The 15,362-nt window shown below is 57.0% G+C and carries 7 protein-coding genes; 3 read left to right on the top strand and 4 right to left on the bottom strand.

Annotation, left to right across the window (positions count from 1 at the left end; translation table 11 throughout):
• Window positions 1–24 precede the first annotated feature (24 nt).
• Genes GN112_RS21155 through GN112_RS21165 form a run of 3 tightly spaced genes read left to right on the top strand, consistent with a single transcriptional unit; the run spans window position 25 to window position 5,685 of the window.
• A complete protein-coding gene (locus GN112_RS21155) occupies window positions 25–885 on the top strand; it encodes a PhnD/SsuA/transferrin family substrate-binding protein (protein WP_197743365.1) in 861 nt (286 codons plus the stop codon).
• The gene (locus GN112_RS21160) at window positions 885–4,577 is read left to right on the top strand and encodes a PAS domain S-box protein (protein WP_155312038.1); all 3,693 of its coding nucleotides are present in this window, start codon (window positions 885–887) and stop codon (window positions 4,575–4,577) included. The genes GN112_RS21155 and GN112_RS21160 overlap by 1 nt, the downstream gene beginning before the upstream one ends.
• 28 nt (window positions 4,578–4,605) lie before the next feature.
• The gene (locus GN112_RS21165; protein ID WP_155312039.1) at window positions 4,606–5,685 is read left to right on the top strand and encodes a response regulator; all 1,080 of its coding nucleotides are present in this window, start codon (window positions 4,606–4,608) and stop codon (window positions 5,683–5,685) included.
• A gap of 77 nt (window positions 5,686–5,762) precedes the next feature.
• Here the strand turns inward: GN112_RS21165 and GN112_RS21170 are convergent, their stop codons facing one another.
• From GN112_RS21170 to uvrA, 4 genes are all read right to left on the bottom strand, one after another.
• Window positions 5,763–7,823: a methyl-accepting chemotaxis protein gene (locus GN112_RS21170; RefSeq protein WP_162459057.1), complete on the bottom strand. Its 2,061-nt coding sequence runs from the start codon at window positions 7,821–7,823 to the stop codon at window positions 5,763–5,765.
• A 381-nt stretch (window positions 7,824–8,204) separates the two neighbouring features.
• Window positions 8,205–10,043, bottom strand: a complete 1,839-nt coding sequence (hrpB, locus tag GN112_RS21175) for an ATP-dependent helicase HrpB (protein WP_155312041.1) — start codon at window positions 10,041–10,043, stop codon at window positions 8,205–8,207.
• A 111-nt stretch (window positions 10,044–10,154) separates the two neighbouring features.
• On the bottom strand, window positions 10,155–12,215 hold the full coding sequence (locus GN112_RS34475) for a methyl-accepting chemotaxis protein (RefSeq protein WP_231717084.1): 2,061 nt from the start codon (window positions 12,213–12,215) through the stop codon (window positions 10,155–10,157).
• Window positions 12,216–12,414: 199 nt separating this feature from the next.
• Window positions 12,415–15,258, bottom strand: coding sequence for an excinuclease ABC subunit UvrA (gene uvrA, locus GN112_RS21185; RefSeq protein WP_155314326.1), 2,844 nt, complete (start codon window positions 15,256–15,258; stop codon window positions 12,415–12,417).
• Window positions 15,259–15,362: the final 104 nt, after the last annotated feature.

Consider the following 15,362-nt stretch of genomic DNA (forward strand, 5'->3'; position numbering starts at 1 on the left):
GGAAGAGAGAGGAATTCTCGTAAGATGACCAAAAGGACGATCTTCATACTGGCCGCGATATGGATTACCACGCTGGCGGCCGTTGCGATGGCATCTGCCGAAACCCTGCGCTTCATCCCGCTGCCCATGCAGGATCGCGAAACGGTTCTCAAACAGTTCCGGCCCATGACCGCTTACCTGGAGCAACGCCTCGGGGCAACCATCGTCTACGATTATTGCGACAACTATGCGGATGTATTGGAGCGTTTCCGCCAGTCAAAGGTGGATCTGGCCTATCTGGGACCATTGCCCTATGTCCGTCTGCGCACGGTTTTCGACGGTGCGGAACCATTGGTCCATTTCAAGGAAGCCTCCGGCGAGGCCAGATACACCTGTTCACTGGTCACGTTTGTGGATACCGGATTCGATCCGGGTTCGTCCCGAGACCGGCAGATTGCCCTGACCCAGCCCCTTTCCACCTGCGGGTATCTTTCGACGGGTGGCTTGATGCGCAATCACGGCGGATCCCTCGCTGACAATCTTTACCGCTACCTGGGCAAACACGATGCCGTCGCCCTGGCCGTCGTCCGGGGAGAGTTCGATGCCGGTGGGCTGAAGAGTGCCATTGCCCGCAAATATACGCATATGGGACTGAAGATTGTAGCCAAGACCCCACCTTTACCCGGGTTTGCCCTGGTGGGAAATCGGCATACCCTCGATCCGACGATGATGGACCGTATCCGCCAGGAACTTATCGTCCTCGATCCAAAAGGCAAGGACGAATCGCGGCTTTCCGCCTGGGGAGACAATATCCGTCATGGGGCAGTAACTGCATCCGACGCGGATTATACTATTGTCAGGGAGTTGCTGGGTAAGACCCAAATTCCCCAGGAGGGCAATTTCTAATGCCGCTGCGGACCCGTCGCCTGACCGAAAGCCCGGTTTTTCTGTTTGGTGTGCTGGGGCTCGTCACCATCGGATTGGGCCTTTTTTTTCACCATAACCGGATGACCAAACAGAACGGCTACCTGGCACATCAGCAGGAAATTATTGGCACCACCTACCGGGCCAGTGTCGAAATGTATCGGCTGGCCATGGAGAGCTTTTATAAGAACATTGTTTGTCGTCCCGACATCACCGAGATTTTTGCCGAAGGGATCGAACACGTCGGATCGCAGCGTGACTGGGCCAAGGGCAGGCTCTACCGTGCGCTCTATTCTCATTACAGGGCGATGAAGGCAAACAATCTGCTGCAGCTTCATTTTCACCAGGCTGACGGGACCAGCTACCTGCGCTTTCACAAGCCGGATCGGTATGGCGACAACTTGTTTGAGCTGCGCCCCTCGATCCGTATCGTCAATACCGAACAGCATCCGGTTTATGGGTTTGAAACCGGCAAGGTACGTTCCGGTTTCCGTTATGTCTATCCGATCGCCTGGCAGGGGCGTCATATCGGCAGTGTTGAGGTCAGTGTGACCACCAAAGCCATCCGTGATGCCATGGATAGCCTGTCACCCAACTGGGAATATGGATTTCTGCTCAACCGGGAACGAACCCTGCCACTCATTTTTTCGGAACAGCAGTGGCTGTACCGGCCGGCAACCATTCATCCGGATTTTCTCGTGGAAGATGCCGACGCCCTGCTGCCCGAGAGCCCGCCCCCCCTGTCTGCCGACGCAACGAGCATCAACCGACGTCTGCGGTACAATCCACAGGTGCAGGACGCCTTGTCCCGGGGCGCCCCCATTACCCTCGGCGCTTCAACCGGATATCGTTACTACACCGTTTGCCTGATGCCCATGGCCGATGTGGCCGGCAACGTCGCGGGTTATCTGGTCACCTATTCGAAGGACCGGGTATTGGCCACGTTTTGGGAAGAATTCCTCATTTCTACAATTGGTGTGCTGGCCGCCCTGGGATTGATCACCGCGCTGATCATGGGGCTTCGCCGGCGTACCGCCGCGCTGGACCTGGAACAGCGCAACCTGAAGATAATGACCAACGTGCTGGCTGAAGGCATTTTTGTGATTGACCAAAACGGGTCGATCGTTCGGATCAACTCATCGGCCTGTCAGATCCTGGGCTATGAATCCGATGAGCTAATCGACCAGCCGATCCATGAGCGGTTGCACAAACATGGGGGAAATCAATTTGTGGATCAGGCGGATTGCCCCCTCTTCAAGATGGTCAACTCGGGTCAACCCTATGATGGTGAAGAGCAGTTTCAGCATAAGGATGGATCGATCTTGATCGTCGAGGTGGCCAGTCGGCCCATCTGGACGAAAGGCGGCCTGGTCGGATCGGTGACGGCGTTCCATGACGTTACCAGGCGCAAGCGTACCGAAGCGGCCCTTAGAAAGAGTGAGGAGACCGCCCGCAAATTGTCGATTGCCGTGGAACAGAGCCCGGCAAGCGTAGTGATTACCGACCTGGACGGCAATATCGAATATGTGAATCCCAAATTTGTAGAGAAGACCGGATACACCCTTGAAGAGGCGGTTGGCCAGAATCCCCGTATCCTGAAGGCCGGGACCATGGACCCGTCGATTTACGCCGGCATGTGGCAGACCCTCACCGCCGGACGGGTGTGGGCGGGAGAACTGCACAATCGGCGTAAAAACGGGGAATACTTTTGGGAATCGGCCTCCATTTCACCGATCCGCGACAAGCATGGTGAGACCACCCATTATCTCGCCGTTAAAGAAGACATCTCCGGACGCAAACAGATGGAGGCCGAACTTCTTGAGAAGGAGTTGATTCAGCGAACTCTCATGGAGCATATGCCGGTTGGCTTGGTCATCGTCGATGCGCAAACCCGGTTGATCGAGATGGTCAATCCGACGACGGCCGACCTGTTCGGAACAAGTGAAGAGACCATTGTCGGCAACCAATGTCACCGTTTTCTCTGTCCGGCCGAAGTGGGACAGTGCCCGATCCTGGATTGCGGCCAGACCGTGGACAGTTCGGACCGGGTACTGATCCAGTACGACAGAACCCCTTTGCCGGTACTCAAGACGGTCACTCGCATCATGATCAATGGCCGCGAAAAACTGCTGGAGTGCTTCATCGATATCAGCAGCCGGATCGCCGCCGAGGAGGCGCTGAAAAGTGTCAACAAGAAATTGAAATCGGCCATCGTCCAGGCTGAAATGCTGGCCGCCGAGGCAGAGGCGGCCAACCGCTCGAAAAGTGTTTTTCTGGCCAATATGAGCCATGAAATCCGAACGCCGTTGAATGCCATTCTCGGGTATTCCCAGTTGCTTCAGCAGGACGCCTCCCTTTCCCGGGAGCACCTCGAGCAGGTACGCACGATCAATCGGAGCGGCGATCACCTGCTGGAACTGATCAATGGGATTCTGGAAATGTCCAAGATTGAGGCCGGGCACATCCAGGCCCAGAATGCCCGCATGAATATCGACCGATTGCTCGATGACATCCATGCGATCTTTCAGCTGACCTGCCGGAAGAAGGGGCTCACGCTCCAGATGGAGCGTTTCGGGATCACGCCGGGAACGCTTATCGCCGATCAGGGAAAGGTTCGCCAGATTATCGTCAACCTTTTGGCCAACGCGGTCAAGTTTACGGTCCGGGGAGGCATCACGCTACGTTCGACGATCACCCCCCACGGCCTCGAGCGGTGGAATGTCTGTATCGAGGTGATCGACACCGGTAGTGGTATTTCTCCTGCGGAGCAACCACGCTTGTTCCAGGCATTTGAGCAGACCGCCAGCGGTCAAAGGGTGGCCGGGGGGACCGGACTGGGGCTCTCCATCAGCCGAGCTTACGCCAGGAGCATGGGGGGGGATCTAATATTGGTGCGCAGCGACACCGATCAGGGGGCGGTGTTCCGGTTGACTTTTCCTGCGGGCAGGAGCCAAGGTCATGAAGATGCGGCCGATCCCCCAGACATGCAGCAGGTGGTAACCGGCCTGCAGCCGGACCAGCCGCCCATTCGAATCCTGATTGTGGAGGACGATCCGGTCAGCCGGCAGCTGATCAAGAAATTGATAAAAGATGTGGGCTTTGACGCTCGTGCCGTTGCTAATGGAGAGTTGGCGCTGGAGATGATTGAAGGCTTTTTGCCGGATGTCGTCTTGCTGGATGTCCGACTGCCGGGAATCGACGGGTACGAAACCGTTCGTCGGATACGCCGGTTGTCCACTGGATGGCGGACCCGAATCATTATCGTCACCGCCAGCGGCGTCACCGCCGATGAGGTCTGCCGCCAGGCCTCCGCCGCCGGGGCCGACGATTATGTGACCAAGCCGTTTAAAATCGGAGAAGTTCTCAACAAAATAAAACTTTTGTGCAACATCGCCTATGCTTACGGGAGGACCCCGATTGACGATCCCAGAGCCGATGCCCATTCTATCGAATCAGCGCCGTCGACACTGCCCGAGGACCTGCGTGAAGCACTCAGAAATGCTGTCGAGATGGGTGATATGACGGCGTTTGAATCGCTCGTCGCTCAGGTGGCAAACGTCGACAGTCGATTGAAAGACCGCCTGAGCAACCTGGCCAGACGATATGAGTACATGGCGTTGTTGGAACTGCTGATGCCGGCACTGCCGGTTGAAGCGGAGCCGGTCGCCGATTGATGAACAGCCAAGATACAAGAGGCTATCCATGGATCCTGAAACCATAATGATTGTCGATGACACCCCTGCGAATCTTCAGATTCTGAGTGCCCTGCTAAGGAAAAAGGGATACGGTGTGGCTGCCTTCCCGCGAGGCAAGATGGCCCTTGCGGCGGCGCAGCGAAAGCGACCGAACTTGATCCTCCTGGACATCAATATGCCGGAAATGAATGGTTTCGAGGTATGTGAGGTATTTAAGGCCACTCCAGGGCTGAAGGACATTCCGATCGTTTTTATCAGCGCGATCAGCGATACCGAAGATAAGGTGCGGGCGTTTAATATCGGCGGAGTAGACTATATTACCAAGCCGTTTCAGATGGAGGAGGTCTATGCCCGGGTCGACACCCATCTTCAACTGCATCGGGCCCGCGAAGTAATGCGTCAATTCAACGCTCAGCTTAAGACGCGGGTGGCCGAACAGATCGAGGAGATCAACCGTTCCCAGTTGGCGATGATTTTTGCCATGGCCAAATTGTCACACACCCGCGATGATGACACTGGCCTTCATCTCGAACGCGTCCAGCATTTGTGCCGTCTGCTGGCCACCGCCCTGTCCAAAACAGATGCCTTTGCGGACACGATCACCGCCGAATACATCGAATGTATCTTCCATGCCAGTCCACTGCACGACCTGGGCAAAGTGGGAATCGTCGATTCCATCCTTCTCAAGCCCGGACCGCTCACCCCGGATGAGTTCGAGATCATGAAAACCCACACCACCATCGGTGCGGACACCCTGGCCTCGGTTTACGAGCAGTACCCCAACAATCCGTTCGTCCAAATGGGAATCGATATCGCCAGATTTCACCACGAAAAATGGGATGGCAGCGGCTATCCCGACGGTCTTGTCGGCAGCGCCATCCCCCTGAGCGCCAGGATCATGTCCCTTGTGGATGTTTACGAGGCCTTGCGGGCCCGGCGCCCCTATAAGTCGCCCTTCAACCACGACAAATCCAGAACCATCATCATGGAGGGGCATGGAATTCATTTCGATCCGCAGGTGGTTGACGGCTTTTCTCGCATCGATGCTGAGTTCGATGCCGTCTATTCGTCCATGACCGACGGATAACCGGATCATCTTCCCAGATTGGGAGTGAAGCAGCCGCATGATCCGGGTGTGGGAAAAATCGATTCGCCCAAGAAAACCTATATGCATTCCCGACTGATTTTAAAACTGCCCACGATGGCGTTGAGTTCCGCCACCATGCGTTTCAGGTCTTCGGCGCTCAGTTTCACCTGATCACTGCTGGTGGCGATTTCACCGGCGCTCTGGTTGACGACGGTGATGTCCTTTGAAATTTCCGTGGACACCAGGGAGCTCTGGTTGACGTTTTCATTCACTTCCTGGACACCCTTTGCCGCCTGAGAAATATTACTGGCGATTTCACGGGTCACCGACGATTGCTCTTCTACCGCCGTCGCGATGGTTTCCACAATTGAGTTAACATCGTTGATGACTTCCGAGATCTCGTCTATCCCTTTCACCGTTCCATCAGTGCTGTTTTGGATGTGCTCGATTTTCTGCCTGATCTCGAGGCTGGCGGTCGATGTCTGCTTGGCCAGTTCCTTGATTTCGTTGGCCACCACGGCAAACCCCTTGCCGGCCTCGCCGGCGCGGGCGGCCTCGATGGTGGCGTTCAGTGCCAGGAGGTTGACCTGCTCGGATATTTCCGTGATCGTCTCGACAACCTTGCCGATATCCACAGCCGCCTGCCCCAGAGTGTTCATCTGGTCGGAAGCACCGCCGGCTTTGCGGACCGCCTGTTCTGCGATGGACCTGGCCTTCTCGGCATTCTGGGCGATTTCATTGATCGTTGCGGTCATCTCTTCCGATGATGTCGCCACCATTGAAATATTGGTCGCGGATTCTTCCATGGTGGCGGCAACCGAGTTCAGGTTGGCGCTCATCTCTTCAGCAGCGGCGGAAACATTGTTAGCACGGCCGGAAGTTTCACCGGCGCTTTGCGACAACTGCCCGGCAATGTGATCAAAGTCGCTGGCTGAACGCTCGACGGTGCAGGCGTTGTCGGCAAGCTTGACGATAACGGCGTTCAGTTTGTCCAGAAACGTATTGAACCATCCGGCCAGTTCGCCGATTTCGTCTTTTCGCAAAACCTCCATTCGCTTGGTCAGATCCCCTTCTCCCGTAGCGATGTCCTTCAACATGGCGATGGTTCGGGCAATTGGCGCGACCACCGACCGGACGCTGAAAACCAGCGGCGTAATGATGGCGACCAGCAGGGCCACGCACAACGCGACGATGCCCCATTGGATTTTTCCCACCGTCCGGTAGAATTCGCCGGCGTTGTAGACATAGGCCATGACACCGATCTGCTTTCCGCTGAAGTCTTTGATCGGAAATACGGTGGTGAAGTAATCGCCAACCCTTGTGGATTGCATTTCGGATCGGCCGCGATCCAATAGATCCGCTGAAACAATAGAATCAGTCAGCTGTGAATGGGTTGACGAAACGAAAACAAACCGGTTTCCGACAATGGGGTTTTTGGAAGGATCCTGAAGCCGGGTGGCAATGGGCAGATAGTCCTTGTTCATATACACGGCGATATACTCCGTGTTGGTGCTGACACTGTATTTCACCAGCGGATCGTATGAGGACAGGCACTCCACGGATCCCAGGTATTTTCCGGTACCATCAACGATCGGTGCGATTCCGCGAATGGCAAATCCGCCGCGTCCGATTTCAATTCCGGTGATGGGCGTGTGGCCGCCACGACTGATGGTTGCCACCGTGTTGCGGAAGCTGCTCAGGTCATCGCTCTTGTTCTGACCGTTTTTCCAGACCCGCAACAGACTTCTTGCCGGCGGAACGTGGAAATGGATGCGTGGCGGGTTGCCGTCATGGATCGCTTTGTATCCCTTTGCAAAACTATTGAGATGATCCCGAAGCTGCTGGCGGGCCAACTCCATTTGTTCATCGTCGGAATCGTTCAGATTGCCCTGGTACGCGGTTTCATAGGCATGGATAACCGCTTCCGACTGACTGAAAAGGGAGGCGAGGGAAAGCATTTTGCCGGCGATGCGATCTTTACTGATCGTGATGTCAGCTACTTTTGACCGCGCAATCCGATCCAGGTTGCGGGCCACCAGTCCATTGATGGTGGTGCCGGCGACGAAAAAAAGAATGATCGAGAAGATTGTTGTGGCGATGGCTGCTGGGAATAGTATCCGAGCCGAAATCCTTTGCATAATCGGTTCCTTCCAGGCGACTGTTTTTTTATGGGCCGATCCCCGAACTGCCGGATGACAGCCGCGGCCGGTCATCTATTGGGCTATGTCGGCTGCTGACAAAAATACTTAAGGAAAATTTTTACCGAGATTTATAATAGTGCGCTGCTTCACCTTATTTCCAACTCTAACTGATTCAACAAGGCGATGAGTGAAATATGTTTCGCCATCTTTTTTGCTCTTAATTGTTGTTCGTCGGATATACATACCATCTTGAATTACAGAAAAAACACCGATTGTCAATATTTATGTGAATTTTATGGCACTACTTTGGCCGGAAAAATTTCAACATATTGTAATTATTAATAAAATAATTTCATATGTAGCGAAAAACGCGGTTTTTCAGCAATTTTCCGGAAAAAAGTGACAAAGATGGGTTAGCGTGTGACGGTCCGTTGCCACAGCCAGGAAAATGCATGATTCGCGCCGCTCGCCATCCAGATGGGCAACCACCAGGTAGTCACTGGCGCTCAAGGGATCGGCGGGGTCCAGATACGCACCGCGGCCGTTGGCCAGCAGGAAACGGCCCGGCGCGCCTAGCCGGCGCTGGGCGATTCGATCGGGGTAGGCCCAGCCCAACACGCGGCCGGGATCGCCTGTGAGCGGGCTTGTTTTGGTGAGGCCCAGCCGTTTTTGGAGCATGGCGGCAACGGTCAGGATGCGCCGCGTCGCCGCTCTATCCAGGATGCATTCGTTAATCGGTGACGCGTTGCCTTTGCGGGAGGGATGAAGCACCGCCAGGCGCAGTCTCAAATCGGCGTCACGTTTCCGGCCGCCAAAATGGAACGGATCGCGCTCGCTCAGGATGGCGGCAATCCGACAGGCCAGGCTGCCCATGGACGCCTTTTTGGCCATGAGCAGCATATGCGCCAGGCGGGGGTGCAGGGGCAATTCGGCCATCTGGCGGCCATGGCGGCTGATGGTTCCGTCCGTGTTCAGGGCCCCCAGATCCATCAGCAGGCGGCCGGCCGCCTGAAAGGCGGCTGCTGGCGGGGAATCCAGCCATCCCAGGGTATCGGGTCTCTTTACGCCCCAGGTGGCCAGTTCCAGGGCCAGGCCAGCCAGATCGGCATCCAAAATTTCCGGTCGATTGTATGGGGGCAGGGTCTGATGCGTCGCCTCGGTCCATAGACGATAACAGATGCCCGGTCCCACCCGGCCGGCCCGTCCCCGGCGCTGGTCGGCCGAGGCACGGGAAACCGGCAGCGTCACCAGCCGGGCCATTCCGCGTCCCGGATCGAATCGTGCGGCGCGCTGCAGCCCGCTGTCCACCACCACCGCGATGCCGTCGATGGTCAAGCTGGTTTCGGCAATGGCGGTAGCCAGAACAATTTTGTAACGACCCGGTGGCGGTGGCGCGATGGCCGCATCCTGCCGGTCCCGGGGGAGGTAGCCGTAAAGCGGTGCGGTGGACCATCCGGCCGGAAGTCCTCCTTCGTTGAGCAGCCGGTCGACCCGCCTGATTTCCGGTGCACCGGGAAGAAATACCAGCAGGCTGCCCTCGCCGGCAGCCACCGAACACCGGATCACATTGACCACCGCCCGTTCCAGCGGCTGGTTTGCCGGCCGCCCCGCATAACGGGTCTCCACCGCAAAGGCCCGCCCGTCGCAACGGATCAACGGCGCCTGGTCCAGCAGGCCGGTCACAGCCACGGGGTCCAAGGTGGCGGACATCACCAGCAGGTGGAGGTTTTCGTTGAGCACCCCCTGAATGTCACGGCAAAGCGCCAGCCCCAGGTCGGCATCCAGACTGCGCTCATGAAACTCGTCGAAAATGACCAGCCCCACACCGGCCAGCGAAGGATCCGCCTGCAGCATGCGGGTAAGCACGCCTTCGGTGATCACTTCAACCCGCGTATCCGGCCCCACCCGACTATCCAGGCGTACCCGGTAGCCGACGGTCCGGCCGACCCGCTGGTCCAGCATGGCAGCCATGCGCCGGGCAGCAGTGCGGGCGGCCAGCCGCCGGGGGGCCAGCAGCAGGATGCGCCGCCCGGCGAGCCATTTTTCTTCCAGCAAGGCCAGTGGCACGGCCGTGGTTTTGCCCGCGCCGGGAGGGGCCACCAGCACCGCGGAACCGTGTTGCGCGAGGACCGTCCTGAGGCGGGGCAAGACCGCCGTGATCGGCAACGGATCGCTATGGGATGCAGGGCCGGAGGGAATCATGATGGTACAGGCCATACCACAAAACCGAGGACGGATCACCACCCGACATGTGCCATCGTCATTTGCGGCTACGAAAAAGAGGGCTTTATCGACATCAGTAACCGGATCTCACAATTTCGGTCTGCCTCATGTGCATTCCCGACTGATTTTAAAACTGCCCACGATGGCGTTGAGTTCCGCCACCATGCGTTTCAGGTCTTCGGCGCTCAGTTTCACCTGATCACTGCTGGTGGCGATTTCACCGGCGCTCTGGTTGACGACGGTGATGTCCTTTGAAATTTCCGTGGACACCAGGGAGCTCTGGTTGACGTTTTCATTCACTTCCTGGACACCCTTTGCCGCCTGAGAAATATTACTGGCGATTTCACGGGTCACCGACGATTGCTCTTCTACCGCCGTCGCGATGGTTTCCACAATTGAGTTAACATCGTTGATGACTTCCGAGATCTCGTCTATCCCTTTCACCGTTCCATCAGTGCTGTTTTGGATGTGCTCGATTTTCTGCCTGATCTCGAGGCTGGCGGTCGATGTCTGCTTGGCCAGTTCCTTGATTTCGTTGGCCACCACGGCAAACCCCTTGCCGGCCTCGCCGGCGCGGGCGGCCTCGATGGTGGCGTTCAGTGCCAGGAGGTTGACCTGCTCGGATATTTCCGTGATCGTCTCGACAACCTTGCCGATATCCACAGCCGCCTGCCCCAGAGTGTTCATCTGGTCGGAAGCACCGCCGGCTTTGCGGACCGCCTGTTCTGCGATGGACCTGGCCTTCTCGGCATTCTGGGCGATTTCATTGATCGTTGCGGTCATCTCTTCCGATGATGTCGCCACCATTGAAATATTGGTCGCGGATTCTTCCATGGTGGCGGCAACCGAGTTCAGGTTGGCGCTCATCTCTTCAGCAGCGGCGGAAACATTGTTAGCACGGCCGGAAGTTTCACCGGCGCTTTGCGACAACTGCCCGGCAATGTGATCAAAGTCGCTGGCTGAACGCTCGACGGTGCAGGCGTTGTCGGCAAGCTTGACGATAACGGCGTTCAGTTTGTCCAGAAACGTATTGAACCATCCGGCCAGTTCGCCGATTTCGTCTTTTCGCAAAACCTCCATTCGCTTGGTCAGATCCCCTTCTCCCGTAGCGATGTCCTTCAACATGGCGATGGTTCGGGCAATTGGCGCGGCCACCGACCGGACGCTGAAAACCAGCGGCGTAATGATGGCGGCCAGCAGGGCCACGCACAACGCGACGATGCCCCATTGGATTTTTCCCACCGTCCGGTAGAATTCGCCGGCGTTGTAGACATAGGCCATGACACCGATCTGCTTTCCGCTGAAGTCTTTGATCGGAAATACGGTGGTGAAGTAATCGCCAACCCTTGTGGATTGCATTTCGGATCGGCCGCGCTCCAATAGATCTGCTGAAACAATAGAATCAGTCAGCTGTGAATGGGTTGAGGAAACGAAAACAAACCGGTTTCCGACAATGGGGTTTTTGGAAGGATCCTGAAGCCGGGTGGCAATGGGCAGATAGTCCTTGTTCATATACACGGCGATATACTCCGTGTTGGCGCTGACACTGTATTTCACCAGCGGATCGTATGAGGACAGGCTCTCCACGGATCCCAGGTATTTTCCGGCACCATCAACGATCGGTGCGATTCCGCGAATGGCAAATCCGCCGCGTCCGATTTCAATTCCGGTGATGGGCGTGTGGCCGCCACGGCTGATGGTTGCCACCGTGTTGCGGAAGCTGCTCAGGTCATCGCTCTTGTTCTGACCGTTCTTCCAGACCCGCAACAGACTTCTCGCCGGTGGGACGTGGAAATGGATGCGTGGCGGGTTGCCGTCATGGATCGCTTTGTATCCCTTTGCAAAACTATTGAGATGATCCCGAAGCTGCTGGCGGGCCAACTCCATTTGTTCATCGTCGGAATCGTTCAGATTGCCCTGGTACGCGGTTTCATAGGCATGGATAACCGCTTCCGACTGACTGAAAAGGGAGGCGAGGGAAAGCATTTTGCCGGCGATGCGATCTTTACTGATCGTGATGTCAGCTACTTTTGACCGCGCAATCCGATCCAGGTTGCGGGCCACCAGTCCATTGATGGTGGTGCCGGCGACGAAAAAAAGAATGATCGAGAAGATTGTTGTGGCGATGGCTGCTGGGAATAGTATCCGAGCCGAAATCCTTTGCATAATCGGTTCCTTCCAGGCGACTGTTTTTTTATGGGCCGATCCCCGAACTGCCGGATGACAGCCGCGGCCGGTCATCTATTGGGCTATGTCGGCTGCTGACAAAAATACTTAAGGAGGAGGACGCAAATAGAGACGGGCGCCTGGCGGCATTGGCTTCATGAATCCGAGTTGATTCTGCGCCCGGGATCGGCGGGCGGTTTTAAAGGATTTGTTTCAGGAAACACCCGGTGTGGCTTTCCTTTATCCGGGCCACCTGTTCCGGCGTCCCTTCGGCCACCACCAGGCCGCCGCCGTTACCGCCTTCAGGTCCCAGGTCGATGATCCAGTCGGCGGTTTTGATCACATCCAGGTTATGCTCAATGACCACCACGGTATTGCCGCCATCCACCAGGCGCTGGAGTACGGCCAGCAGCATTTTGACATCCTGGAAATGCAGGCCGGTGGTGGGCTCGTCCAGGATGTAGAGGGTGCGCCCCGTGGCCCGTTTGGCCAACTCGCGGGCCAGCTTGATGCGCTGGGCTTCGCCACCGGAAAGGGTGGTGGCGGCCTGGCCCAGTTTGATGTAGGAGAGCCCCACGTCCATCAGCGTGTCCAGGATACGCCGGATCTGGGGATGATTTTCAAACAGGTCGCGGGCCTGTATCACCGAAAGATCCAGCACGTCGGCAATGGAGTGGCCCTTGTACCGGATTTCCAGGGTGGCGTCATTGAAGCGCCGGCCATGGCAGGCTTCACAAGGCACGTAGACATCGGCCAGAAAATGCATCTCGACCTTGATGAAGCCGTCGCCGCTGCAGGCTTCGCAGCGTCCTCCCTTGACGTTGAAGGAGTAGCGTCCCTTCTTATACCCGCGCATATTGGATTCGGGCAGTTGGGCAAAGAAATCGCGGATGAAGTCAAACACCTTGGTGTAGGTGGCCGGGTTGCTGCGCGGTGTCCGCCCAATGGCCTTCTGGTCGATGTTGATCACCTTGTCCAGGTGGGAGAGCCCCTTGATCGTCTTGTGCCGGCCGGTTTCCAAAAAGGCGCCGTGGAGCTTGCCGGCCAGGGACGGATAGAGAATCTGGTTGATCAGCGTGGATTTGCCGGCACCGGAAACGCCGGTAACCGCCACAAGCAGTCCCAGGGGAATATCCACGCTGAGATGGTCCAGGTTGTTTTCGGTGGCATCGACAATGGTGATCCGCCGGTTACCGGTGCCCTTGACGGTACGTCGGCTGGTCGGTACGTCGATTTTTTCCCGGCCGCTGAGATATCCGCCGGTGACTGATCCCTTGCGGCGCATGATCTGTTTCGGGGTGCCCTGAGCCACGATCTCTCCCCCGAGGTGCCCGGCACCAGGGCCGAAATCGACGATCCAGTCCGATGCGGTCATGGTTTCCTGGTCATGTTCGACCACGATCAGGGTGTTGCCGATATCACGCAAATGGCACAAGGTGTGGATCAGTTTGATGTTGTCCCGCTGGTGCAGGCCGATGGACGGTTCATCCAGGATGTAGAGGACACCGGTCAGTTCCGAACCCACCTGGGATGCCAGGCGGATGCGCTGGGATTCACCACCGGAAAGGGTCGGGCCCTTGCGGCTCAGGGAGAGGTAATCCAGGCCCACATTGATCAGAAACCCCAGACGCCCGGTAATCTCCTTGAGCAGTTCCTCGGCGATGATTTTATGGTTCCCGGTCAGTTCCAGCCCGCTAAGGAAGTCGTAAGCGCCACGAATGGTCATCTCGGTAATATCGATAATCGACCGGCCACCGATTTTCACGGCCAGGACTTCGGGCTTCAGGCGCCGGCCGCCACAGGTGTCGCACGGGCGCGTGGAGAGGAATCGGCTGTAGTATTTCTTGGCGTTTTCCGATTCGGTCTGTTGATAGCGCCGCATGAGGGCGTTGAGCAGGCCCTCGTAGGTGGTGGTGAAGGAGCCCTGGATTTTTTCGGCATTCCAGGTGACTTTCAGCTCCCGTCCCCCGGATCCGTGAAGGATCAAATTGCGCTGTTTGGCGGGCAGGCGTTTCCAGGGCGTGTCGAAATCCACACCCCATTGGGTCTCCATGGCCCTGAGCTGCTCGGCCATCCAGGAACCGTTCAGTTTTTTCCGGCCGGCAAAATGACCCTGCCAGGGGATCACGGCACCCTGCCGAATGGTCAGATTGACATCGGCAATCACCTTCTCTTCGTCCATGGCCAGGTTCGAACCGATACCGTTACAGACCGGGCACATTCCCAGCGGAGAGTTGAATGAAAACAGAGGCGGGTCCAGTTCGGGATAGGCCACCCCACAGCAGGAACGGGCTTCGCTCATGGGGATATCACCGGCATCCATGTGGTGGACGATAATACGGCCCTCACCGAGTTTGAGCGCCATCTCCACGGAGTCGGTCAGCCGTTTGCGAAAATTATTGTCTCCGGACACTTTTAAACGATCGACCACCGCTTCGATGGTGTGCTTTTTGTAACGCGCCAGGCTTTGAACCGACTCGATCGCCTGGACAACCCCATCGACCCTGAGCCGGGCATACCCCTGCTGCTGCAGCCGGCCGATCACCTCGCGGTGTTCGCCCTTGCGGTTGTCGATCACCGGAGCCAGGATGAGGATGCGGCTGCCCTGGGGCATTTCCAGGATGCGCTCGACCATGCTCTGGGCATCTCCCCGGCCCACGGGCTTGTGGCAATGGATGCAGGTCTGCTGGCCGATGCGGGCGAACAGCACCCGCAGGTAATCATAGATCTCGGTAATTGTGCCCACTGTCGAACGGGGGTTCTTACTGGCCGACTTCTGTTCGATGGAGATGGTCGGTGACAGTCCCCGGATGGTGTCGTAGCGCGGTTTTTCCATTTGGCCGATAAACTGGCGGGCATAGGCCGACAGGGATTCCACGTAGCGACGCTGGCCTTCGGCAAAGATCGTGTCAAAGGCCAGACTCGATTTCCCCGATCCAGAGACGCCGGTGAAAACGATCAGTTTTTTCTTGGGCAGACTGACATCGATATGCTTGAGATTGTGTTCCCGGGCGCCTTTGACTTCAATGGTGTCCAGTTCCATCTTGTTCTTTTTTTTACCGGAGCGGGTGGCGGCCACCGGCGCAACGGCATGGGGGCGGTTTTTCATTTCTCTTTTCCGTATCAACAAGGGGCCTGGCAATTAAC

The sequence above is a fragment of the Desulfosarcina ovata subsp. ovata genome (genome assembly GCF_009689005.1).
Classification (GTDB): Bacteria; Desulfobacterota; Desulfobacteria; order Desulfobacterales; family Desulfosarcinaceae; genus Desulfosarcina; species Desulfosarcina ovata.

Excerpts from the sequence above, each read along its gene's own strand:
- GN112_RS21155 (WP_197743365.1), top strand. The coding sequence starts at position 25 with ATGACCAAAAGGACGATCTTCATACTGGCCGCGATATGGATTACCACG.
- GN112_RS21160 (WP_155312038.1), top strand. The coding sequence starts at position 885 with ATGCCGCTGCGGACCCGTCGCCTGACCGAAAGCCCGGTTTTTCTGTTT.
- GN112_RS21165 (WP_155312039.1), top strand. The coding sequence starts at position 4,606 with ATGGATCCTGAAACCATAATGATTGTCGATGACACCCCTGCGAATCTT.
- GN112_RS21170 (WP_162459057.1), bottom strand. The coding sequence starts at position 7,823 with ATGCAAAGGATTTCGGCTCGGATACTATTCCCAGCAGCCATCGCCACA.
- hrpB (WP_155312041.1), bottom strand. The coding sequence starts at position 10,043 with ATGGCCTGTACCATCATGATTCCCTCCGGCCCTGCATCCCATAGCGAT.
- GN112_RS34475 (WP_231717084.1), bottom strand. The coding sequence starts at position 12,215 with ATGCAAAGGATTTCGGCTCGGATACTATTCCCAGCAGCCATCGCCACA.
- uvrA (WP_155314326.1), bottom strand. The coding sequence starts at position 15,258 with ATGGAACTGGACACCATTGAAGTCAAAGGCGCCCGGGAACACAATCTC.